The sequence below is a fragment of the Collinsella aerofaciens genome (assembly GCF_028207065.1).
Taxonomy (GTDB): Bacteria; Actinomycetota; Coriobacteriia; order Coriobacteriales; family Coriobacteriaceae; genus Collinsella; species Collinsella aerofaciens_AR.
The window spans coordinates 58,567-81,710 of sequence record NZ_JAQLFP010000006.1 but is presented as its reverse complement, the minus strand read 5'-3'; the positions used below and the strand labels follow the sequence as shown (position 1 = coordinate 81,710).

Genomic DNA, 23,144 nt, shown 5'->3' with positions numbered 1-23,144 from the left:
GGAGGAAAACGGATCATCGAGGGGGTCAGTCTAACCCGGTGATCCGTTTTCCTCCGTCCCCAGGGGATCAAAAAACCGCCCCCGGAGGGACGGCTCTTCGTAATTCAATGTTGTCGCTGGCCTACTCGCCATCCTCCAGTTTAATGAGGATCTTGCGGTAGCCACCGTACTCGCCGTTGAGCGCCTTGGATACACGGCTCACCGTGGTGGACGAAGCGCCGGTACGCGCCTGAACCTCGACATAGGGCTCGCCCTCGTCCAGGTAACGCGCGACTTGCAGACGCTGCGATAGATCGCAAATCTCACGCGGCGTGCAGATATCGGTCAAAAACGCTTGGATATCTTTCTCGTCGTCCAAAAGGCTAAATGCGTGGACCAGCTGCTTGACATCAGGCTTGTCAAACATGTTCTCGATATTCATCGATCACCGCCAAACCCGCCAAAAGGCATCGAAGTTGATACTGACATCGGGCATCGTTCACCCGTAATATGCAATAGGGCAACGCCTGTGGCTTTTGCCCGTAGCAGTTTAGCACACCACCAAACTAAAGCGACAAGACTCTCTGCCAGCGGCACGTTTTTTAGGACGAACGCCGTTTTGAAACCGAATGCGCACGCAAGCTCCACGAATATCTGGAACAATGGGTGCCCAAACAGGGCCGTGCCCGCGCATCTACCCGAGTTGCAAAGGCATGTGCCTCTCACGCCTCTTTGCCACGTCTTGCGCAAGAAAGGATTCACACCATGCGCTTTATGCTTAACTGGCTCTTTACCTCAATCGCCATCGCGATCGCAACGTTTCTCGTCCCCGGCATTCAGCCCTTCGGCATGGCCGACGCCTGGGTGTGTTTTGCCTTCGTGGGACTGTTCCTCAACATAGTCGACTCGCTCGTAAAGCCGTTCCTGACGGTCATCTCGCTGCCGCTCACTATTATCACGCTTGGTATTTTTCAGCTTGTGGTCAACAGCTTTATGCTCGAGCTGGCCAGCTACCTGTCGGTCAATCTGCTGGGCGCGGGTATCTCCATTGCCAGCTTTGGATCGGCCTTTATGGGCAGCATCCTGGTATCCATCATGCGCAGCATTCTCGACAGCGTCGCCAGGAACTAAAGCGACCGGATTCGGACCGCCACAACACACCTAAAGAAGGCCGTCCATCGCAACGATGGGCGGCCTTATCATTTGTCGAGCCTCAGAGGGCAAGAAAATCCAGCATTTCTGCCCCGTCCCCAAATGACAGGTGGGGCTAGATGACGTAGTCGTAGCCCTCGTTGGGGGCAACGAGCGCATCGAGCGTCACACCGTCGAGGTAGTCGTTGATGAGCTTGTCCAGGTTCTTCCACACGTCGAGCGTGGGGCACTCGTCCGAACGCGAGCAGCCCTTGCAGTCGCCGTCCAGGCATGCGACCGGTGCCAGGCTGCCCTCGGTCAGGCGCAAGATCTCGCCCACCGTGTACTGCTCGGGCGGGCGCGTGAGCACGTAGCCGCCACCCTTGCCGCGCATGCCCGAGAGCATATTGGCGCGGACGAGCGTAGCCAAAATGTTCTCCAGATATTTCTCAGAAATCCCCTGACGCGCCGCGATCTCTTTGAGGGGAATGCGGCCTGCCGCCTGGTGCTCGGCCAAGTCGACCATAACGCGCAGGGCGTACCTGCCCTTAGTAGAAACCAACATATATAGTGCTGCCTTTCGGTCTTTTAGTCCGTTGAAATTCTAGCCGAAAAATTGGCTTTGAAAATACCCGTTCCGGTCAAGATGGTTAATCAACTTGCAATAATCTCCTATTTCCTATTGCATTACTAGGCTTTGGTGTCTACTATGCTTCCCAACAGCTAAACGAACAACCTATAAGGTTTATGGGTTTAGCTGCTAGACGCACCGTAAAACCACACGGGATCCAGTCATTTGAACACTTTGGAGGTTCATCATGAGCAAGGTTTACACGTCCATCGATCAGCTTATCGGCCACACCCCGCTCCTGGAGCTCACCCACTTCGAGGCCGATGAGGACCTCAAGGCCCGCGTGCTCGTCAAGCTGGAATACTTCAACCCCGCCGGGTCCGTTAAAGACCGCGTCGCCAAGAACATGATTGACGAGGCCGAGAAGGCAGGCAAGCTCGTGCGCGGCGGTGACTACACCATCATCGAGCCCACGAGCGGCAACACCGGCGTCGGCATCGCCTCGGTGGCGGCGGCTCGCGGCTACAAGGTGATCATCACCATGCCCGAGACCATGTCCGTCGAGCGCCGCAAGCTGATGCAGGCATACGGTGCGCAGCTCGTGCTCACCGACGGCTCCAAGGGCATGAAGGGCGCTATCGCCAAGGCCGAGGAGCTGCAGAAGGAGACCCCCAACAGCATACTCGCCGGCCAGTTTGTGAACCCCGCGAACCCGGCCATCCACAAGGCCACGACCGGCCCCGAGATCTGGGATGACACCGACGGCCAGGTCGACATCTTCGTCGCCGGCGTCGGCACCGGCGGCACCGTGACCGGCGTGGGCGAGTTCCTCAAGGAGCAGAACCCCGAGATTAAGGTCGTCGCCGTCGAGCCCGCCACCTCCCCGGTGCTCTCCAAGGGCCAGGCAGGCCCGCACAAGATCCAGGGTATCGGCGCCGGCTTTGTGCCCGACGTCCTCGACACCCAGGTCTACGACGAGATCATCCCCGTCGAGAACGAGGACGCCTTTGCCACCGGCCGCGCCGTGGGCCACAAGGAGGGCGTGCTCGTGGGCATTTCGTCCGGTGCTGCCGTGTGGGCCGCGCTGCAGCTGGCCAAGCGCCCCGAGAACGAAGGCAAGACCATCGTAGCCCTGCTTGCCGACACCGGCGAGCGCTACCTGTCCACGGCGCTCTTCCAGGACTAAGGGCCCGTCACTTGTCGATAGGCCCAAGGCACGCCGGTCTTCCCTCTCTTCTGGCAGCCTGAGCCCATCTCGTTAGGATGTCCCACGAGACGTCCGAACTTGCTACAATGTCTGCGGCGCGGAACCAGCCTCCCGCGCCGCTTTTCTTTTTTGGCCACATGCCACCAAGGAGAACCTCCTCATGCACAACAAGCGCGTGCTCGTCGCCATGAGCGGCGGCGTCGATTCCAGCGTGACCGCATATCTGCTCAAAAGCCAGGGCTACGAATGCGTCGGCGCCACCATGCGTCTCACCTGCCCCGCGCCCGACCCCGCAACAGGTATGAGCAAAGTCGATCGCGACATCGCCGACGCGAAGGCCGTCGCCGAGCGCCTAGGCATTCCGCACCATGTGCTCGACTTGCAGCAGACCTTCGACCGCAACGTGATCGAGCGCTTTGTGAACGCCTACCAGGAAGGACTGACGCCCAACCCGTGCATCATCTGCAACCGCCACATTAAGTTTGGCGCGCTGCTCGATGCGGCGCTAGATATGGGCTGCGACTACATCGCAACGGGACATTACGCCAAAACAAGCCAGGCGGCAGACGGCACCTGGCAGCTACATCGCGGCGAAGATCCCAAAAAGGACCAGAGCTACTTTTTGTATTCGCTTACGCAGGAACGCCTGGCACACACGATCTTTCCGCTGGCAGGCCTAGACAAAGAGCGCGACGTGCGCCGCATAGCCGCCGAGCAGGGCTTTACCAACGCTCAGAAGGCCGAAAGCGAGGACATCTGCTTTATTCCAGACGGTGACTACGCGGGCTATATCGAGCGCCGCTGCGGACATGCCGCTGCACCGGGCGACATTGTGTGGCGCGACGGCAACGTGGTCGGGCGCCACAACGGCGCGCTGCGCTACACCATCGGCCAGCGCAAGGGTCTGGGCGTCGCGATGGCGCATCCCGTGTATGTGACGGGCGTCGACGCCGCCAACAACACCGTGCATCTGGGCGAGGCCGAAGATCTGACCGCCGCTGCCCTCACGGCCGATGAGTGGATCTGGAGCGCCCCTGCCGACCGCATGGAGGCCGAGCTGGATGCCGGCGGCATTCGCGTGGGCGCCAAATACCGCTACCGTCAGAAAGACCAGGCAGCGACCCTTACACGTGGCGCCGGCGGACAAATGCTGCTAACTTTTGACGAGCCGCAACGAGCCCTCGCCCCCGGCCAGGCCGTCGTCGTCTACCACGGCGACATCGTCCTGGGCGGCGGTACCGTGACCGGCGCACTTAAGTAGCCGTGGGTTTATCGCTGCACGTGTCGAAGTACCTCAACAGCGGCACCAACCTCGATTACGCGACGCTCGAGGCCGCGGCAAATGGCCTCGAGTCGACCCTCCGCCGTCGCCCATTCGCTCTGCGAAAGAATCTCGATCGCCTCATCAACAAATCCGTTGAGCCGAGATGAATCGAACCAATCGAGCGAGTCCGCAAGCGCCAGCTGAGCGGAAGGGTCGGGCCCAAACGGCTTAGCGGAAAACCCAAACTCCCCAGCCGCGAGCAAGACGGTTGGCACGTTATACCACAGACAGTTGCCGCTATCGAACAGCGGTGCAGGTTTTATCTCCAGGGTGTCGACATTACGGATGATGCCGAAGTTTCGCCAATGGCGGTCGCTGTTGGCCAAAAGGGCATCGCAGACAATCATCTGCGACATAGACCTTCTCACAGCGGCCTCATCGGCACCATGCTTGCCAAGGTAGCGACAGTATCGATCGTATGTCGAGTCTCCCCGCTGGCTACCAAGTGCGCCCTTAACGTAAACAGCCGGAACGTATTCCTCGCGGCCGTCAAGAAAGTCGTCGCACAGACACACAGGGCCATCGAACATCCGCTCAACTGTATAAGGAACAAACTCGCCCTCCGACAGCAAGCGACGATGCAGAGCCGTTGCAACCGCCTCGTTAAAGGGACGCTGATCGTCCATGCCGCATCCTTTAGCCAAAATGCGAATGCCGTTTCGGATCATCCACGATTTAGGAAGCTCGCCCTCGGACGTGTTATCCGGATTTTTAAGACCGATGCCTTCCAGCCAACCCGAACGCTCTTCGGGCGCCGATCGCTCAAATTCGTTCTCAAAATAATTGATGTTTTGCCATTTTAGTTCGGCGCAATCGGCCGGCCGCAGCCAATAACAATCCGAAAGCGAGAGACCCAGGCACTGAACCGGCACCTCAATGCCACTGGCAATTCCCAGCTCGCGGTAGCGCGAGATAAGCCCAGGACGAACATCGGGCACCGACCGATGGCTCCACCACACATTGAGCTCCCGCTTATTCACCGTTGGAGAAGAGCTCGAGCATGTGCCAAACGGCATTCGTTGCGCATCGAGGACCTCGGCGATTTCGAAGGGGAACTCGCGCGTCGGATCAAATGAGACATACGCGACCTCATGGTCGGCCGACATCAGCGTAAACTTGCGTCCAACATCGGCCGCAGGACGGCGTCCTCGCTTGCGGACCTTTTGGTAGGCGATCGCAGAATTGTACTCGACCATCTTACGGCCGCCCACAATATCGCACACAAGCGTTCCGGATGCCGCCAGTTGCGATATGCGAGCCTTTGTGACGCCTAGTAGACGGGCGGCATCACCCATAGATAAGTATTCCGATGTATCCATGCGCCGCATCACCTCGTTAAGTATTTCACGCGTTAAGATAACTTATCTTATACAAGATAATACTAAACGGACTGAATTGAAAAAAGGCCCGAAAAATCGGGCCTTAGCGATTGGTCAGCCGAGTCGCAAACTGCTCCCCTAGCGCTGCACGTAGGCGCGGACGAGCTCGTAGGTATTGCGCACACCGTCGATGTGGCTGCGCTCGTAGTTGTGGCTCGCGTACACGCCGGGGCCGATCAGACCATGGCGAATGTCGTAGCCGGCCGAAAGCGTGGCCTCGACGTCGGAGCCGTAATGCGGGTACACGTCGATGGCGTAATCGAGCTCCAGCTCGCGCGCGATGTTGGACAGCGTGGTTACCAGGTCGTAGTTGTACGGACCGCCCGAATCCTTGGCGCAAATCGACACCATGCGCTCGGTGCAGCCCAGGTCGTCGCCCACGCAGCCCATGTCAACGCTGATCATCTCGCGCGTGTCGGCCGGCACGAAGGCACCGCCGTGGCCGACCTCTTCGTACACGGTAAAGAGCAGCGATACCTTGCGCGAAAGGGTCACCTCGCCGTCGGCAACGGCGCGAGCCAAACCCAGCAGAATCGACGCCGACAGCTTGTCATCCAGGAAGCGACTCTTGATGTAGCCGCTCTCCGTCACCGTGGTACGCGGATCCATAGCGATGATATCGCCCGTCTGAATACCCAGCTCGAGCACATCGTCCTTGCTATCGACGTTCTCGTCGAGCAAGATCTCCATGTTCTTCTCGATGGTCTTGACCGGCTCATCGGCCACATGCGCCGAAGGCTCGGTGTTGAGAACCACACCCGTGTAGACATTGCCATCGCGCGTGTAAACGGTACAGTTCTCGCCATCGGCCGTAGACCACTGATGCCCGCCGAGCGTCGTGGGACGCAGGCGACCATTGTCCTTAATGGATCGCACCATGGCGCCAAGCGTGTCGACATGGCTCGCCAACACGAGCGGCTCCCCCTCGCCGCCGAGCTCAACCAGCACATTGCCCTTATTGGAGCGCTCGGGCTCAAAGCCCATATCGCGCAGGGTTTCCATCAGATAATCAGTCGCCGCACGAGTAAAGCCCGTAGGCGAGGCAATAGAAGTCAGCGCCTTAAGCTGGTCAGTAATAAAACCAAGCGTAGAATCCATTTGGGACACCATCCACAACTCCAAAGTCAACATCCCGTAATCAGTAAAAGCCCCAACAACGATACCATCACGCACAAATATTTACCCAGCGAGATGACCCATCGAGCTCTTCCGAACAGCGCCCGCCACGACAACGAGCCGGCGGGCCCCGCCCGTTAGCCCCAGAATCTTTCCGCAGGACAGAAGGAGGCCCCGCCGCACGTAGTGCGCAGCGGGGCCTCCGACATGTCCGAGGACGATTCTGGGGCTAACGGGCGGGGCCCGCCGAACCAGGTTAGGCAGCCGGGCAGATCTTCTTGAAGAGCTCGATGACGTCGTCGAGCGTCGCCTCGCGCGGGTTGCCCGGGAAGCAGGCGTCAGCCATGGCGTCCTTGGCCAGGACCTCGATCTCGTCGGCCTTCATGGCCTCGCAGACGTGCGGGATGTTCACGTCGGCAGAGAGCTGCTTAACGGCGGCGATGGCGGCGTCGGCGGCCTCGTCGGTGCTCATGCCCGTGGTGTCAACGCCCATGGCGACGGCGACCTTGGCCAGGCGCTCGGCGCAAACCGGCTTGTTGAACTCCATGGCGATCGGCAGCAGCATGGCGCAAGCGACGCCGTGCGGAGTGTCGTAGTGAGCGGACAGGGTGTGAGCCATGGCGTGGTCGATGCCCAGGCCAACGTTGGAGAAGCCCATGCCGGCGACATACTGACCAAGAGCCATGCCCTCGCGGCCGGAGCCGGGCTGGCCGGACTTGGCCTCGGCAACGGAGTCGCGCAGGTTCTCGCTGATCAGCTTAATAGCCTCAAAGTGGAACATGTCGGAGAGCTCCCAAGCGCCCTTGGTGGTGTAGCCCTCGATGGCGTGGGTCAGAGCGTCCATGCCAGTGGAAGCGGTCAGGCCGGCGGGCATGGAAGCCATCATGTCGGGGTCGACGACGGCGACCTCAGGGGCGTCGTTGGTGTCGACGCACACGAACTTGCGGACCTTCTCGGGGTCGGTGATGACGTAGTTGATGGTTACCTCGGCAGCGGTACCGGCGGTCGTCGGCACGGCGATGGTGAACACAGCGTGGTTCTTAGTCGGAGCAACGCCCTCGAGGCTGCGGACATCGGCGAACTCGGGGTTGTTGATGATGATGCCGATAGCCTTGGCGGTGTCCATGGAGGAGCCACCACCGATGGTCACGATAGCGTCAGCCTCGGCGGCCTTAAAGGCCTCGACGCCGTCCTTGACGTTCTGGATGGTGGGGTTGGGCTTAATCTCGGAGTAGAGGCTCCAAGCAATACCGGCGGCGTCGAGCTCGTCGGTTACCTTGGCGGTAACGCCAAACTTGACCAGGTCGGGGTCGGAGCAGACGAAGATCTTCTTGTAGCCACGACGCTGGAGCTCGCCGGGGATCTCCTTGATGGCGCCAGAACCATGATAAGAAATGGTGTTGAGAACGAAACGATTAGCCATTGATAGCCTCCCATCGTGTGCGGGGCGCCCATTACGCCCCACGCTATGTGTCCCATCCTAACGCTTTTGGAACAAAAAATGCATGAGAACGTCAAAAGTGTTAAAGCGTTTCAACATAATAACGGAGCCCCAGTCCTTCCCTCCCGACTGCAGCGAAGGCTAGATTATAGGAGCAATTGCCCAAAGAATACGACCAACTCAGTCTATAAATTGTTTCTGTTTTAGCAATATATGTTTGACAATACGTTTATAAAAGGATACTTTATAGTAATTAATATGCATGCAGCAAATAGTGTCATTCATTTTGTTAGAAATTGCCCATGCGGTTATTGCAGCTGCATGTACTGCAACATACAGCGTAATTCTCCGCACGAAGCAGAAGACGGTTCCAATTCGATCGAGGCGATGACGCGTGATGGCTACTGGTCCTAAATCGAGCAAGACGGCTACAAACGAATATCGAATCTCAATTGAAGGTAACCCTTATCCGCATGCTCTGGCTCTCGTCAACCCAGCGGGAGACAACCTCAACATCAAAAGACATGGGTTCACGGGTCCACTAGGACAGCTATTGAGTCTTAAATACACCGTTTATGACGATGCAAATGAAAAGCTCTTTACTGTCGTCGACGGTGGTTTTAGTAACATGCCCAGGGTTGCGCTCATCATCGAACACAAGGAAGTTGCGGTGTTCGATTATGGCCTAAACAGACTTGAGATGAAGTGCGTAACGAACATACCGAATTACACAATAAAAGGTAACTTCCTATTTGGAGATTACGATATATTCAGTCAACGGGAAGTGAAACTATCTTCAGTTAACGTCCTTCAATGTGATAAACAATCGTGCTTTAACATACAGGTTTTGGATAAAGCCGAATTAGCCGCCGCAATTGGAATACCCACAGCCATTGCCCTTCTGAGGGCTCGGATTGAAGAGCATCTCGAATAAATTGCAAAAAGCAGTTCGTAACAACATTCAGGAGCTAGATAGTTTTTTCTGGCTCCTGAAGCTGTACTACATAGAGATGAAAAATAATGCGGCAAAGGGGCTGTCCCTTTGCCGCATTCGGTTACTTTCGGCAGCCCTCTTTCCAAGCCTCGGCCGCAACCTTCCAGCGAAAACGCAAGTCGCGCTCGCGGTCGATGAACATGATGGCAAACGCGACAAACAGCAGCACGCTCGCCACGACGATGGCGTGCAGGCCTATGCGCTCAATACACCAGTTGCCCAGCACAGCGCCAAACACAAAGGTAAAGATCACGCCAAAGTACAGCAGGCCGTTTTCCAAAAAGCCGCGCTTGTGGGTGATGATGTAATCATCCACGTTTTGCAGCGCGTTGCGCAAGTTGCCGATGCACATGGTCGTGGCGATGCCGTGACCGTGGATCTTGCGGAAGCTCTCGACCTGCATGCCGCAGGCAAACGAAGTGAGGCAGTTGGCGAGCAGGTTGAAATCGCCACCGGGAATAAAACTCACGCCCAGCAAGATGACGGCTTCAAAGAACACCGTCACCTGGCGCCAGTGAATCACACTGCCAAACCGCTCGTGAACCAGGTCAGCAAGCATAATGCCCACGGCAAACGACACCACGGGAAAGAAATAGCGTCCCGCCAGCGCCCAGTTGCCCTCCGAGATGCTCACGCCCACCAGCAGGATGTTGCCCGTCTGCGCGTTGGCGAAAACGTGGTCGCGCCCAATGTACGAATAAACGTCCATAAAGCCACCGGCGAGCGCCAAGATGATGCCCAGCTCAATAGATTCCGATATCTGTTTGGCACGCTGCATCGTCGTGCATCCTCCTTGTTGACGACTCTCTCGTGCGTTGGCGGAAACATAGCCGCCGTTCATACTGTAACCCATTGACAACATGGCGTGCGCGCGAGACGGGTTCTCCAACGCGCAGATACACAGCCTGGAAACAAACGACACCCGCACCGACGCGCCAATCCGCCAGCTCATGTTCTCCACCAGTCTTTTTAGCCCCGTCCCAAAAAGACTGGTTACAATTACGTGCAGCATACAAACACCGGGAGGGATCGTGGCAAAAAAGCCTCAGCACGCTCAGAACAACCAGCGCAGTCAGCAGGGCAAACAGGGCCAGCAGCAAAAGCGCGGCGGCAAGGCGCAGGGTGGGCACACCACTCATACTCCAGCAGCGCCCGCCCGCCCCTGGCGCCCGGGCCGCGATAAGTTCCTCCCCGTCAGCCGCGCCGACATGGATGCGCGCGGCTGGGACCAGTGCGACTTTGTCTACATCTGCGGCGATGCCTACGTGGACCATCCGAGCTTTGGCATGGCCATCATCAGCCGCGTGCTCGACGCGCACGGCTACAAGGTAGGAATCATCTGCCAGCCCGACTGGACCGATCCCGCCAGCATCACGGTGCTCGGCGAGCCGCGCCTGGGCTTTTTGGTCAGCGCCGGCAACATGGACTCCATGGTCAACCACTATTCGGTGACCAAGCACCGCCGCCACACCGACGCCTATACTCCCGGTGGCGAGGAGGGGCACCGCCCCAATCGTGCCGTCACGGTCTACGGCAACCTCATCCGCCAGACGTTCAAGGACGTTCCCATCATCATCGGCGGCATCGAGGCAAGCCTGCGCCGTCTGGCCCACTACGACTACTGGCAGGACAAGCTCAAGCGTTCGGTGTTGCTCGACTCGGGCGCCGACATCCTCATCTACGGCATGGGCGAGCACGCGATTGTCGAGATCGCCGACGCGCTCGACGCGGGACTGCCCGTCGACCAGATCACCTATATCAACGGCACCGTCTACCGCACGGGTTCGCTCGACGAGGTCTACGACTACGACCTGCTGCCCAGCTGGGACGACCTTGCCGCCGACAAGCTCAACTACGCGCGCAGCTTTAACGTGCAGCAGCAGAATATGGACCCCATCACCGGACATCGCCTGGTAGAACCCTACCCCAACAGCGTCTATGTGGTGCAGAACCCGCCGTCGGCGACGTTAACGACCGATGAGATGGACGAGGTGGCCGAGCTCCCCTACGCACGCGATTGGCATCCCGACTACGACGCGGCGGGCGGCGTACCGGCCTTTGCCGAGATCAAGTTTTCCATTAGCTCCAACCGCGGCTGTTTTGGCGAGTGCTCGTTTTGCGCCCTCACCTTCCACCAGGGCCGCGTGCTGCAGATGCGCAGCCACGACTCGATCATGCGCGAGGCCAAGCTGCTCACGCACGATCCCGAGTTTAAGGGCTATATCAACGACGTGGGAGGACCGACAGCCAACTTTAGCCGTCCCGCCTGCGACAAGCAGCTCAAGCACGGCGTGTGCAAGAACAAGCGCTGCCTGTGGCCAAGCGTGTGCAAGAACATGGTGGTCGACGAGAGCGGCTACACGCAGCTGCTGCGCGACCTCCGCCAGCTGCCGGGCGTCAAGAAGGTCTTTGTCCGCAGTGGCATCCGCTTTGACTACACCATGGCCGATGCCTCGGACGAGTTTTTGCGCGAGCTGTTAGAGCACCATGTCTCGGGCCAGCTACGCGTGGCACCCGAGCACGTGAGCGATGCGGTGCTCTCCGTGATGGGCAAGCCGAGCCGAGCCGTCTACGACGCGTTCTGCCATAAATTTGAACGCTTGAACCGTGAATACGGACTCAAGCAGTACGTGGTGCCGTACCTGATCTCGAGCCACCCTGGCTCGACGATGAAGGAAGCCGTGGACCTTGCCGAGGCCGTACGCGACATGGGCTATATGCCCGAGCAGGTGCAGGACTTCTACCCCACCCCGTCCACCATGTCGACGTGCATGTACTACACCGGCGTAGATCCGCGTACCATGCAGCCGATCTATGTGGCGCGCGACCCGCACGAGAAGGCCATGCAGCGTGCGCTCATCCAGTATCGCAAACCCGAGAACTACAAGCTCGTGCGCGAGGCGTTGGAAAAAGCCGGCCGCCGCGATCTGATTGGCTACACCAAGCATTGCCTGATTCGCCCCGTGCCCCCGCGCCCGGGCGAGACATCGGCCAGCGGCGGGCATGGCACCGGCAAGAAGGGTGGCAAGGCCCACGGTGGCGCCGCCGGCAAGGGGCCTAAGGGCAGCAAGGGCCATGGCGGCATGTCGCGCGCACAGAACACCGCAGGCCGCAATCGCGCGGCCCAGGGGCGTCAGGGCGCCAACGGAGGCGGACGCCGCAATTAGTGCGGGAATGCGGTAGATGTGGTCGCAGCGCTCTGTTGGCACGCTTGGCGCAGTGAGCGCATCGCCTCAACGAGGATGACGCCGGCGATAGCGACCGTAATTGTCACGTCGAGCGGCGTGTTCACAAACCACAGCAGGGCCATGAGGTATGACCCGGCGTTAAAGGCAAAGTGCAGCAGAATCGTGTAGCGGAGCTTTCCGGTCGTCACGAGCACCCAGCCAAAGACCAGACCGGCGGCACCCGCGTAGCAGCCCTGCACCCAGTTCATATGCATAAAGCCAAAGATAGCCGCCTGCAGCACAATCGCCGCGGCGATACCCCACGTGTTTGGGGCCGCCCAAGGTACCATGGCGCCGTCCTGCGCCCGCGCGCGACGCCGGCGTTTCCAAAGCGGACGGCACTGCGGGTTAAACGCTCGGAGCGAAAACTCAAAAATGATGCCGCGCACCAGCAGTTCCTCGCAAAACGGAGCGCCAAGCACCGTGGTCAGGACAGCCAAGTAGCTCGTGTCGCCCATGCCCGTTTCCTCGACAAGTTCACTGTAATCGGCCGCCGCCTCGGGCAACAGCGACAGCACGGCGTCGGTCACGTAGCCAATGACCACCTGCAGGGCCAGGCCAATCACGATAACGCATGCGATGCGTTTCCACGCCCCACGCGCTCCCCCGCCAAGCGGACGCTCGCCCTGCCAGCGCGCCATAAACGAACGCGGCCACAGATAACGCCACCACAGCAGCGCCATTAAAAACGATGCCGTCTGCGCGACGGCCTGAAGCAATTGAATGTCGAGGTCATCGATCGAAAAACCCATGAACACCGATGCGACGCCAAGGGCGGAGAACAAAACGACGCTCAGGGCAATATCGGCAGCGACGACGCCAAAACAGGCAAGCGCCCAAACCAGCGCATTGAGCATGCCAACCTCCTCAAAACCCGGCACTTAGGGACGTTCCTTAACTGCCGGCAGAAAAGGAACGTCCCTAAGTGCCGGCAGTTTGGGACAGTCATTGTTGATGAGAATCGGGCGAAATGCCAAAGGCCCCGTTGGGCGAGATGTCGAACGGGAAGGTGCCGCAGCGATTGAACGCGGCGATAAACATGCGGATGGCGTTGGACGGCGTGGTGCCCACGAGCTGGGTTGCCGCCGCGAAGGCCGCCTTTTCCTCGGGCAAGACCTTCGCGACAACCGGGGTCATGTGTTCTGCCATGGCGCTTCCTTTTTGAAACGACGGTGGTGCGGATAGATGCGGGCCACGCGGCTGGGCGACGGGCTGTGAAGGCAACCCGATTGGCCCGCATCCGGAGTTTGTTTCTGCTGCGCTGGTATTACTTGGTATTCCTAAGTATTACCCCGCAGATAGAATAGCACACCCGACCCCATGGGGGCGGAGGAAAACGAATCATTTTGTTGCTGAGTTAGTATTTAGAGCGTGATGATGTCCGAGATATTGAGGGCCCGAGCGTCAGCGGCATCGTGTGTGGCGAGTAGGAGCATGCGACCGTCGAGCAGATCGAGCACGACCTCGGCCGTCGCATCGCGCGCGACGACATCCAGGCCGGTAAAGGGCTCGTCCAGAATCACCGCGCCGCCCGGGCACAGCAGTGCTCGGGCAATCTCGACGCGACGACGCTGCCCACCCGAGAGCTCGGCCACGCGAGCATGCAAATCGACCCCCGGCACCAACAGGCGCAGCAGGGCCGCGGCACCCGAGGCGTCCACGCGCGCGTCGGCGCACACCAGCACGTTTTCCAAAGCCGAAACGTCCTCAACCAAGCGCACGTCCTGAAACACCATGGAGCACGGCGCGCACTCCCCCGCAGCCAGCGCAAGCAACGTCGACTTGCCCACACCCGAGGCGCCCATCACGCAGGCGCGCCCACCGGCGGGCACACGGAGTGTCAGTCCGTCGAGCGCCGGAGCCCAGGGCGCCCGCTCGCCCACGGCGAGCGCAAGCTCCGCCGCAGCGCCGCCCCCGGCAGCCCCCGCACGCCCGCGAGCGCCGCGCCCATGCGCCCGCACGGCCACGCGCCACGCCACGGGTCCCGAAACCCGCAGCAGCCACACCAGCACGCGCTCACACGCCCACGAGGCGGCAACGACCAGCACGGTCCACGCCAGCAGATCAGCCGTCTCGATCAAAAGCTTCGCCTGATAGATGCGCTCACCCACGGTGCCCACCGCCATGCCGATGAGCTCGGCTGCCACGCCGGCCTTCCAGCTCATGCCAATCACGGCACGCGCACACGAAAGCACAAACGGCAGGACTTCGCGCCAGGTATGGGCGCAAAACAGTCGCCAGCCCCGCACGCCATGCAGGCGAAACATCTGCTCCTGTGGCTCATCCGTTTGCGTCAAACCCTCGACCAGCGAGAAATACACGCCCGGCAGTGCCATCAAAAAGACCGCTGCAATGCTCACGCGCGCCGACCCCAACCAAATGAGCAACAGGACCACCACGCAGGCAACCGGTGTCGCCTTCACAAACGACAGCGCCGGAGCCACCAGGCGCGCAAACGCACGCGAACGTGACGAAATCCCGGCAAGCACGCCACCACACACCGCGGCAAGCGCCAGCCCGCCCAGTATCCGCGCGCCCGAGCCCGCCAAAATCGCCCAGGTACCGCCATCGCACACCAGGCGCAGAAGCGCCAAGGCAACAGCACCCGGCCCCGGCAAGATCAGCGGCTGCGCCACCAGCGACGCCGCAAAGATCCACACGGCAAGCCAAAAGGCGGCGACGGCACCCACTGCCGCCACCGCCTTCGCACGCTCAGTCATGTGTCGAGCAAACGCACGCACGGGCTACTCCATGTAGTAAAAATCGTCAGCCGGGAGCTTACCGCCCACGGCACTCGCGTCCGCATCGGCCAGCACCTGCAGGTACCCACCGAGCGCCGCCTTCATATCTTTCCCCGTCTGGCACACGAGCATGCACCCGGGAATCGCCTTCTCGGCGATCTTGGCGTTATCCACGATGCCGGCATCGACCACGGCCTGCGCCCAGTCTGCTGGCGCCGCATTGACAGCCTTAACGCTCGCCGCATGGCAGCTCAAGAACTCCGCCACGGCCTCGGGATGTTCCTCGGCAAACGCGCGGCGCACCACGGTCACACCCGTCAGCAAGCGCGAGCCCGTGTCTCCTACCAGCTCGTCCCACACATCGGTCAGGCTTACCGGAGCCGACAGCTTGCCCTCGCTCTTTGCGATGGCAGCTGTCTTGAACGGCTCCGGCAGCACGCCCACGGCGGACGGGTCGGCAAGCAGGGCCGACAGCACCTCGGTGGGTTCGCTCTTAAACTCGAGCGTCACCTGGCCAGTCAGACCTGCGCGCTCCAGCAGGTAGTTCATGACGTACTCCGGCGTGGTGCCCTTGCCCGTCATATAGACGGTGCGGCCCGCCAGGTCGCCAAACGAGATCACGCCCGCGTCGCCCGTCACCACGCTCAGCACGCCGAGCGTATTGATGTCGATGACCTGCACCGCGCCCTCGGTCTTGTTGTAGAGCACGCTCGCCACGTTGGCGGGCACCAGGGCAATATCGACATCGCCCTGAATGACCTTGGGCACGATCTCGTCGGCAGCGGCGCTGATCGCAAAGTCGAACTCGTTATCTGTCTCGCCGCTCACCGCCTGGTCCATAAACTGCACCAGACCGATTGACGTCGGCCCCTTGAGCGAGGCGACGTGCACCTCGACCGACTCGGCGGCAGCGCCGCTCGGCGCAGACCCGGCAGAGCCCGCCCCCGCAGCCCCGCCGCTGCAGCCAGCCAACGCAAGCGACAGCGCGCCCGCGGCAAGCGCCGAGGCAAACCCTCGGCGCGAAAGCTCAAATTCAAACGCGCGCATCGTTAGCACATCCCTTCGTTGGGCATCGTCCACGCGTGATGATCGGTATGCAGCAACTCCTCGGCCAGCGGCGAGAGCGGCGCACCCAAGAACTCGCGATAGCATGCCTGAACATCGGGATTCTCGTGCGAGAAGCGAATGTCCGCAGCGGCATCCAGGCCCCACAGCACCTGACCGCGCTCGGCTGCCAGCTCGCAGCCGTCGTGAATGGGCTGACCGCCGCCACCGACGCAGCCGCCCGGGCACGCCATGACCTCGACGAAGTCATAGCTCGCACGGCCGTCGCGAATCGCATCGAGCAGGCGGGCAGCGTTGCCCAGCCCGTGCGCCACGGCGACGCGCACCTTGGTGCCATCGATATCGGCCACGGCCTCCTTCCAGCCATTCAGGCCACGCACGTCGGTAAAGAAATCCGCATCGGGGTTCTTGCCCGTCACCAGGTAATAGGCCGAGCGCACGGCAGCCTCCATCACGCCTCCTGTGGCGCCAAAGATCACGCCCGCGCCCGTGCCGAAGCCCAGCGGCGTATCGAGCGGCTCCTCGGTAAGCGTGTCGACGCTCACGTGGCTCGCGCGAATCATGCGTACCATCTCGCGCACCGTCAGCGCAACGTCCACATCGGGCACGCCGCCCTCGCCCACCATGCTCGGCAGCGCACACTCGGCCTTCTTGGCCGTGCACGGCATCACGGACACCACGAACAGGCGCTCGGGCTCCACGCCCAACACCTTGGCGTAGTACGTCTTGGCAATGGCGCCGAACATCTGCTGCGGCGACTTGGACGTGGACAGGCTGTCGACAAACTCCGGATAGCGCGCCTTCACAAAGCGCACCCAGCCCGGGCAGCAGCTCGTGAACATGGGCCAGCCGCGGCTGTCGCCCTCGCCCTTGGCGGCCTTACCCAGGCGCTCGAGCAACTCGGAGCCCTCCTCCATAATGGTGAGGTCGGCCGAGAAATCGGTATCGAACACGTACTCAAAGCCCACGCGGCGCAGCGCGCACGCCAGGCGCTCGACGGTGGCCTCCTCGCGCGGGATGCCGAGCTCCTCGCCCCAAGCGCTACGCACAGCCGGCGCGATCTGCACCAGCACGATCTTGTCGGGATCGGCGAGAGCGTCGAACACGGTCTCGGTGTCGTCACGCTCGCGCAGCGCGCCCGTCGGGCAATGCGTGATGCACTGGCCGCATGCGACGCAATCGGTCTTGCCAATCGGCGCGCGCCCGCGGGTACCCACGGCGGTGTGCGTGGCGCGATTGGTCAGGTCCCAAATCCCCAGCCCCTGCACGTTTTCGCACACCTTGATGCAACGCATGCACTTGATGCACTTGTCGTTGTCGCGAATGATGGGAAAATCGAAGTCCCAGCCCTCGCGCGCCAAGTGCTTTTGATACGGCAGGTAGAAAATGCCCAGGTCGTTGGCGATGGTCTGCAGGTTGCAGTTACCGCTGCGCACGCAGCTCGCGCACTGCGCATCGTGCTGCGACAGCAGCAGCTGCACGTTGGTGCGACGAGCCTCGCGAGCCTTGGGGCTGTTGGTGTGGACCACCATGCCGTCGAGCACGTAGTTGTTGCAGGCGGCAACCAGCTGGTCGCAGCCCTCGACCTCGACCACGCACACGCGGCAGCCGCCGATCTCGTTTAGATCGCGCAGATAGCACAGGGTGGGAATCTGGATGCCGACGGACTTGGCTGCATCCAGGATCGTGGTGTGCTCGGACACCACGACCTCGCAATTATCGATCGTGAGCTTGACCATGTTATGCGCTCCGTTTTCGGTGTTGTCGCTGACGGTGGGGTTGTTGAGCTCTACCATTCCAGGTTCCTCCCTCCGCGGAACGCACCAAAGCCAAAGTGGTCGCAGCGCAGGCAGCGGCTCGCCTCCTGGCGCGCCTCCTGCTCGGTAAGACCTTGCTCGACCAGATTCCAATCGTGAATACGCTCGCCGGCCTCGCGCTCGCCCAGCTCGCAGCGACCGCACTCGTGCTTGCCCTTAAACTGGACGGTCGGCAGCTCGACCTCGAGTTTAATCTTGTGATCAAAGCCCAGGTAGCGGTCAATGTTTGCCGAGGCCACACGGCCAGCGTTGATGGCGCGGATGACGGTGGCGGGGCCGGTCTGGCAGTCGCCGCCGCTAAAGAGGCCGTCGAAGTTGGGCACGGCGCCGTCCGAGTCGGTGACGACGCAGCCCCACTTGCAGGCAATGCCCATCTCCTCAAACGGCTTGGAATCGATGTCCTGGCCAATGGCCACAAACACGCGCTCGCAGGGGATGACACGCTCGGGCGTAGCGGCGGCACGCGGGGCCGGGCGACCACGGCGGGGCTCGCCGATAATCTGCGGTTGCACGCGCAGGCCGCACACGCGACCGTCCTCGCCGGTCTCGATGGCGAGCGGGGCCGTCAGCTCCAGCACCTCGCAGCCCTCGGCCTGGGCGCCGGCGATCTCGGCGTCCTGGGCCGTCATGTCGCAGATGCGACGGCGGTAGACGATGCTTACCTTTTCGGCACCGCAGCGCACGGCAGAGCGAGCCACGTCCATGGCAACGTTGCCGCCGCCGATGACGCACACACGCCGGCCGCCCAGGTTGGGCAGCTCGTCGTCGCCGATGGCACGCAGCATCTTGACGGCCGACTCCACGCCGAGCGCCTCTTCGCCCGGAAGGCCGAGCTTTTTGTCGCTGTGGGCACCGATGGCCAGGTAGACGGCGTCGAACTCGTCGCGCAGACGGGCAAGCTCCTCGCCGTTGACGGAGTGGTCGAGCTCCACGTCGATGCCGGAGCTCAGGATCCAGTCGATCTCGGCCTGTAGGCGCTCGCGCGGCAGACGGTAGCTGGGAATGCCGTAGCGCAGCATGCCGCCCAGGTGGTGACGCTGCTCAAAAATCGTCACCTTGTGGCCCATCACGGCCAAATAATAGGCGCAGGAAAGGCCGGCCGGGCCGCCGCCGATCACGGCGACGCGCTTACCGGTGTTGTCCACCACATGCGGCTTGTGATCGTTGAGGTCACTGTGCTCGACGGCAAAACGCTTGAGGGCGAGGATGTTCATGGGGTCGTCGACCATACCACGGCGGCAGTGCATCTCGCAGGGATGCTCGCACACCAAGCCGCAGACGAGCGGCAGCGGATTGTTCTTGCGGATGACCTTGACGGCGTCGGCATAGCGGCCGGCCTCGACCAGCGAGATGTACCCGGGAATGTCGACGTGCGCCGGGCAGCCCGAGACGCACGGGACGCGGGCCTCGCGGTCAAAGCCGCAGGAGTGCTCGCGGATGTGATGCTCAAAATCGTCACGGAAGCCGCGAATGGCCGTGAGTGCCATGGCGCCGGCTTCGTAGCCGATGGCGCAGTCGCTCGAAAGGTAGATGGTGCGGGCCGTGCGCTCAATCAGGTTGAGCGTGGACTCATCGGCGCGCCCTTCGAGCACATCGGCGAGCAGGTCGCTCAGCGCGCTCAGGCCCACACGGCAAGGTGTGCACTTGCCGCAGCTCTGGGTGGAGCACAGGTTGACGAGCGCTGCCGTAAACTCAACGGGACACGGGGCGAGCGAACTCACCGCCAGACGACGTCCGAGCGCATCGTGCAGATCGTCCATGACGGCCTGAGCGTGGCTGCGTTCCATTACGTGCAGTCGTGCCATAAAGATCCCCTCTCACATGGCAGCCCGGAGGCGAGACCGGGCGAAGTTGCTACACGCACAACACTGACCTAAAAAGTTGTTAGGTCTCCACGCAGTTCGGCAGGCGGTATGAAATGTCACCCTCGGCGGTGAAATAGAACATTACCGCAGATAAATGCCATATTTGGTAAAACGCGTTACCAAATGACAATGCCCCGCCCACGCAATCACGTGGACGGGGCATTGCTCCAGGTATGCGGCCAGCGACCCTGTTGCTTTTACTTAAGCTCGGGCCAGTAACCCTTGTTGGCCTCGATCATGTCGTCGAGAACCTCCTTGGCGACCTTCATCGAAGGCACGGTCTTGTTCAGCGTAAAGGCCTTGAGCGCCTTCTCGTAAGAACCCTCGATCGTAGCCTCGACCACGAGCTTCTCGGAGTTCAGCTGCTGCATCATGAGGCCCTGTTGGAACAGAGGAATGTTGTCGCGGCTGATGACCTCGGGGCCATTCTTGCCAATGTAGGCAGGCAGCTCGACCATAGCGTCGTAGGGCATGTTGGGGATAGCGCCCTTGTTCTCGCAAATGACCAGGAAGCGCTGCTTGGTGTCGTTCTTCAGAGCGATAGCCAGATCGGCAATCCAGTCGCCGTGGCTGCCCGCATAGAACGTGCTCTCGTCGATCTCGCCCGTCTTCTCGTAGTGGTCGATGCCGTCGAAGAGGTTCTTCTCACGCGTCTCCTCAACCTCGTTAGCACGGGTGCGCTCGGGGTTGGAATGCTCGACGAACTCCTTCTGCTGCAGGTAGTAGTTCAGATACGTGTTGGGCAGGTACTCCGGGAAGCACTCTATGATCTCGTACTCGCCCTTCCAGACGTAGTACCAGCTGCCCTTGGTGTGGCGGTTCTGCTCGGGGTGCTCGTCAGTGGCCTCCTCGGGCTTCTTTGCCATGAGCGAGCCCATGCCCTTGAGGTAGGAGTCGGGCAGCAGAATCTCATGCTCCTTGATGTACTCGCGCAGCTGCGGGAGCACCTCCTCGCCCTTGTGGCGGATCGAGGTGAACCAACCAAAGTGGTTGAGGCCAAAGTAATCGTACTCGACATCCTTCTTGTCGATATCGAGTGCGGCGCAAACCACGTCGATGATCGCGATCGGCATGTCGCAGATGTTGATGATGCGAGCGTTGGGACGCAGCACGCGGCAGCCCTCGGACACGATGGCAGCAGGGTTGGAGTAGTTGAGAATCCAGTAGTCCTTCTTGGCGTACTTCTCAACGTCATCGATCAGCTCGACCATGGGGAAGATGGTGCGCATGCCGTAGGCAAGGCCGCCGCAGCCGCAGGTCTCCTGGCCCACGCAACCGTGGCGCAGCGGAATCTTCTCGTCCTGCTCGCGCATGGCGTAGCCGCCCACGCGCATCTGGGCAAACACGAAGCTCGCGTCGGTAAAAGCCGTCTTTTTGTCGGTGGTCACCGTAAGCTTGATGTCCAGGCCAAGGTCCTCGTGCAAAATCCAGTCCACGAGCACGCCGATCTTGCGCTGACGCTCCTCGTTGATGTCGTACAGACGAATCTCGTCAACGTCGAGCTCGTCCTTGCGCAGGGCGATGGACTTGACGATGCCGGGGGTAAAGGTGGATCCGCCACCACACAGAGTAATGATCATTGTTTACTGCTCCTTCTCAATTGCGTTTTCGACCTTGTCGCGCATCTCGGCGACCTTCATGCCAAAGATGATCTGGATATTATTGCCGTTGCGGTTGATGCCGCTGTTGGGCACGTGGTTGATGAGGTCCTCATTGATGAGGTCCGGGTTCTTAACGTTCACGCGGAGACGCGTAAAGCAGTTCTCGAGCTCCTCGATGTTGTCCTTGCCACCAAGACCTGCGACCAGGTCGGCAATACCTGCATCGACGCCCTCTGCGGGGGCCGCGGCAACAGCGCCCTGCTTCACCGCGACAGACGCGGCGGCCTCGCCCTCGGCAACGGACTCGACGAGCTCGGACTCCTCCTCGCGGCCAGGCGTGTGGAGGTTGAGCTTCTTAATCAGGAAGGTGAAGAGGAAGAAGTACAGAGCGGCGTTGACGACTCCGAGCACGAGCATCATCGGCCAGTTGGTCTTATCGACACCAAGGACCAGGTTGGAAACCACGATGTTGATGATGCCGCCTGCAGTCGAAGCGGGCACGGAGAGGACCTTGAGCAGGACCAGGAAGATACCGGAAAGAACCGAGTGAACAACAAAGAGCACGGGAGCGGCAAAGACAAAGAGGAAGTCCATGGGCTCGGTGACACAGGAGAGCACGGCGGTGATGATCAGCGGGATGATAACGGCCTTGGTCTTATCCTTGTTCCCCTTGTAAGCGGTGAAGATAAAGGCGAGACCGATACCGATGTAGGGCCACAGGTTGTTGAAGGTGTAGCTGTTGAAGTAGGTGCTATCGGAGAAGGGCTGGCCCGTCATTGCCATCTCGGCAACACGGATGGGATAGGCGCCGGCGATAACCTGATCACCCAGCGTCAGGGTGCCGCCCACATCGGAGAACTGGAACGGGGTGTAGATGAGGTGATGCAGACCGGTAGGAAAGAGCAGCTTGTTGAGCATGCCGTAGATAAACAGACCGATGTTGCCCGACTCCTTAATGATGCCGGCAACGGAGGAGATGGCACCCTGAACCGGAGGCCAAACGATGCAGAAGCCAGCACCCATGATCCAGGAAATGATGATCATGATCAGGAACGGGAAGCGAACGCCCGAGAACATCGAAAGGGCAATGGGGAACTGCTTGTTCGAGTACTTGTTGAACACGGCACCGGTGATGCAACCAAGAATGATGCCGCCAAACACGCCGGTATCGAGCACCTGAATGCCCATAACGGTGCTCTGGCCGGTTCCGGTAAGACCGAGCATGCCGCTCGCTTCGGCAAGAGAGCCGGTGGCGTTGAGCACGATGTTGTTAGCCTGCAGGAACAGGAAGAACGACATCAGGGCGATCAGCGAAGCATGGCCCTTGTTCTTCTTTGCCATGGCGCCGGCGATGCCCACGCAGAACAGAATCGAGAGGTTGTTGATGATAAACATCAGCGACTGATAGACAACGGCGCCCACAAGCTGGAACGGACCGGAGCCCAGTACGGGGATCAAGGCGCAAATGGTCTTGTTGGTCAGAATAATGCCCACGATGAGCAGAATGCCGGCAACCGAGAGATACATCATCGGCTGAACGATTGACTTCGCGAACACCTCCAACGGCGCTTTGAAATTGAACTTCTTTTTTGCGGTCATAGCGGTACTCCCCTTCCTTTTCCGCAAATTAAGACAGATGTGCCCTGGACAAGACCGTGAGCCTTGCCTTATATCAATCGATGTGTG

General features: G+C 60.6%; 19 protein-coding genes. 5 read left to right on the top strand and 14 right to left on the bottom strand.

The annotated features are described in order from the left end of the window. Positions 1-121: 121 nt before the first annotated feature. Positions 122-421 (bottom strand): YerC/YecD family TrpR-related protein, encoded by a 300-nt coding sequence (locus tag PMX72_RS03175; protein ID WP_022094855.1) that lies wholly within the window; start codon positions 419-421, stop codon positions 122-124. 323 nt (positions 422-744) lie between these two features. Here PMX72_RS03175 and PMX72_RS03170 point away from each other — a divergent pair, with 323 nt between their 5' ends. Next, entirely contained in the window at positions 745-1,110 is a 366-nt protein-coding gene (locus PMX72_RS03170) for a phage holin family protein (protein WP_118079521.1), read from the top strand. A gap of 136 nt (positions 1,111-1,246) precedes the next feature. Here the strand turns inward: PMX72_RS03170 and PMX72_RS03165 are convergent, their stop codons facing one another. Then, on the bottom strand, positions 1,247-1,675 hold the full coding sequence (locus tag PMX72_RS03165; protein ID WP_055250949.1) for an RrF2 family transcriptional regulator: 429 nt from the start codon (positions 1,673-1,675) through the stop codon (positions 1,247-1,249). A gap of 253 nt (positions 1,676-1,928) precedes the next feature. Between PMX72_RS03165 and cysK the strand changes: the two genes are divergently transcribed. Beyond that, entirely contained in the window at positions 1,929-2,867 is a 939-nt protein-coding gene (gene cysK / locus PMX72_RS03160) for a cysteine synthase A (protein ID WP_271728969.1), read from the top strand. Positions 2,868-3,048: 181 nt separating this feature from the next. Next, complete coding sequence (gene mnmA, locus PMX72_RS03155; RefSeq protein WP_271728970.1) at positions 3,049-4,149, top strand: tRNA 2-thiouridine(34) synthase MnmA; 1,101 nt, start codon at positions 3,049-3,051, stop codon at positions 4,147-4,149. Positions 4,150-4,157: 8 nt separating this feature from the next. Here the strand turns inward: mnmA and PMX72_RS03150 are convergent, their stop codons facing one another. From PMX72_RS03150 to fucO, 3 genes are all read right to left on the bottom strand, one after another. Then, entirely contained in the window at positions 4,158-5,531 is a 1,374-nt protein-coding gene (locus PMX72_RS03150) for a hypothetical protein (protein ID WP_271728971.1), read from the bottom strand. Between the two features lie 138 nt (positions 5,532-5,669). Beyond that, complete coding sequence (locus tag PMX72_RS03145; protein ID WP_271728972.1) at positions 5,670-6,689, bottom strand: M42 family metallopeptidase; 1,020 nt, start codon at positions 6,687-6,689, stop codon at positions 5,670-5,672. A gap of 274 nt (positions 6,690-6,963) precedes the next feature. Continuing rightward, positions 6,964-8,130, bottom strand: coding sequence for a lactaldehyde reductase (gene fucO / locus PMX72_RS03140; protein ID WP_022094861.1), 1,167 nt, complete (start codon positions 8,128-8,130; stop codon positions 6,964-6,966). Between the two features lie 415 nt (positions 8,131-8,545). Between fucO and PMX72_RS03135 the strand changes: the two genes are divergently transcribed. Further along, positions 8,546-9,082, top strand: a complete 537-nt coding sequence (locus PMX72_RS03135) for an LURP-one-related/scramblase family protein (RefSeq protein WP_117639794.1) — start codon at positions 8,546-8,548, stop codon at positions 9,080-9,082. Between the two features lie 121 nt (positions 9,083-9,203). Here the strand turns inward: PMX72_RS03135 and PMX72_RS03130 are convergent, their stop codons facing one another. Then, entirely contained in the window at positions 9,204-9,920 is a 717-nt protein-coding gene (locus tag PMX72_RS03130; RefSeq protein ID WP_117862013.1) for a YoaK family protein, read from the bottom strand. 253 nt (positions 9,921-10,173) lie between these two features. On the opposite strand from PMX72_RS03130, the gene PMX72_RS03125 reads away from it, so the two are divergent. Beyond that, entirely contained in the window at positions 10,174-12,309 is a 2,136-nt protein-coding gene (locus tag PMX72_RS03125; protein WP_271728973.1) for a YgiQ family radical SAM protein, read from the top strand. Here PMX72_RS03125 and PMX72_RS03120 read toward each other — a convergent pair. The 8 genes from PMX72_RS03120 to PMX72_RS03085 all read right to left on the bottom strand — a co-directional run bounded on the left by PMX72_RS03120 (position 12,306) and on the right by PMX72_RS03085 (position 23,057). Continuing rightward, positions 12,306-13,226 (bottom strand): CPBP family intramembrane glutamic endopeptidase, encoded by a 921-nt coding sequence (locus tag PMX72_RS03120; RefSeq protein WP_271728974.1) that lies wholly within the window; start codon positions 13,224-13,226, stop codon positions 12,306-12,308. The genes PMX72_RS03125 and PMX72_RS03120 overlap by 4 nt on opposite strands. Positions 13,227-13,314: 88 nt before the next feature. Further along, a complete protein-coding gene (locus tag PMX72_RS03115; protein ID WP_117637355.1) occupies positions 13,315-13,518 on the bottom strand; it encodes a type II toxin-antitoxin system RelB/DinJ family antitoxin in 204 nt (67 codons plus the stop codon). A 215-nt stretch (positions 13,519-13,733) separates the two neighbouring features. Further along, the gene (locus PMX72_RS03110) at positions 13,734-15,110 is read right to left on the bottom strand and encodes an ATP-binding cassette domain-containing protein (RefSeq protein WP_271728975.1); all 1,377 of its coding nucleotides are present in this window, start codon (positions 15,108-15,110) and stop codon (positions 13,734-13,736) included. A 3-nt stretch (positions 15,111-15,113) separates the two neighbouring features. Beyond that, a complete protein-coding gene (locus PMX72_RS03105) occupies positions 15,114-16,157 on the bottom strand; it encodes an ABC transporter substrate-binding protein (protein WP_271728976.1) in 1,044 nt (347 codons plus the stop codon). Positions 16,158-16,159: 2 nt separating this feature from the next. Further along, complete coding sequence (locus tag PMX72_RS03100) at positions 16,160-17,971, bottom strand: NADH-dependent [FeFe] hydrogenase, group A6 (protein ID WP_271728977.1); 1,812 nt, start codon at positions 17,969-17,971, stop codon at positions 16,160-16,162. After that, positions 17,965-19,797: an NAD(P)-binding protein gene (locus PMX72_RS03095; protein WP_271728978.1), complete on the bottom strand. Its 1,833-nt coding sequence runs from the start codon at positions 19,795-19,797 to the stop codon at positions 17,965-17,967. The genes PMX72_RS03100 and PMX72_RS03095 overlap by 7 nt, the downstream gene beginning before the upstream one ends. A 257-nt stretch (positions 19,798-20,054) precedes the next feature. Then, a complete protein-coding gene (locus PMX72_RS03090; protein ID WP_271728979.1) occupies positions 20,055-21,437 on the bottom strand; it encodes a 6-phospho-alpha-glucosidase in 1,383 nt (460 codons plus the stop codon). Between the two features lie 3 nt (positions 21,438-21,440). After that, complete coding sequence (locus PMX72_RS03085) at positions 21,441-23,057, bottom strand: PTS transporter subunit EIIC (RefSeq protein WP_271728980.1); 1,617 nt, start codon at positions 23,055-23,057, stop codon at positions 21,441-21,443. Positions 23,058-23,144: the final 87 nt, after the last annotated feature.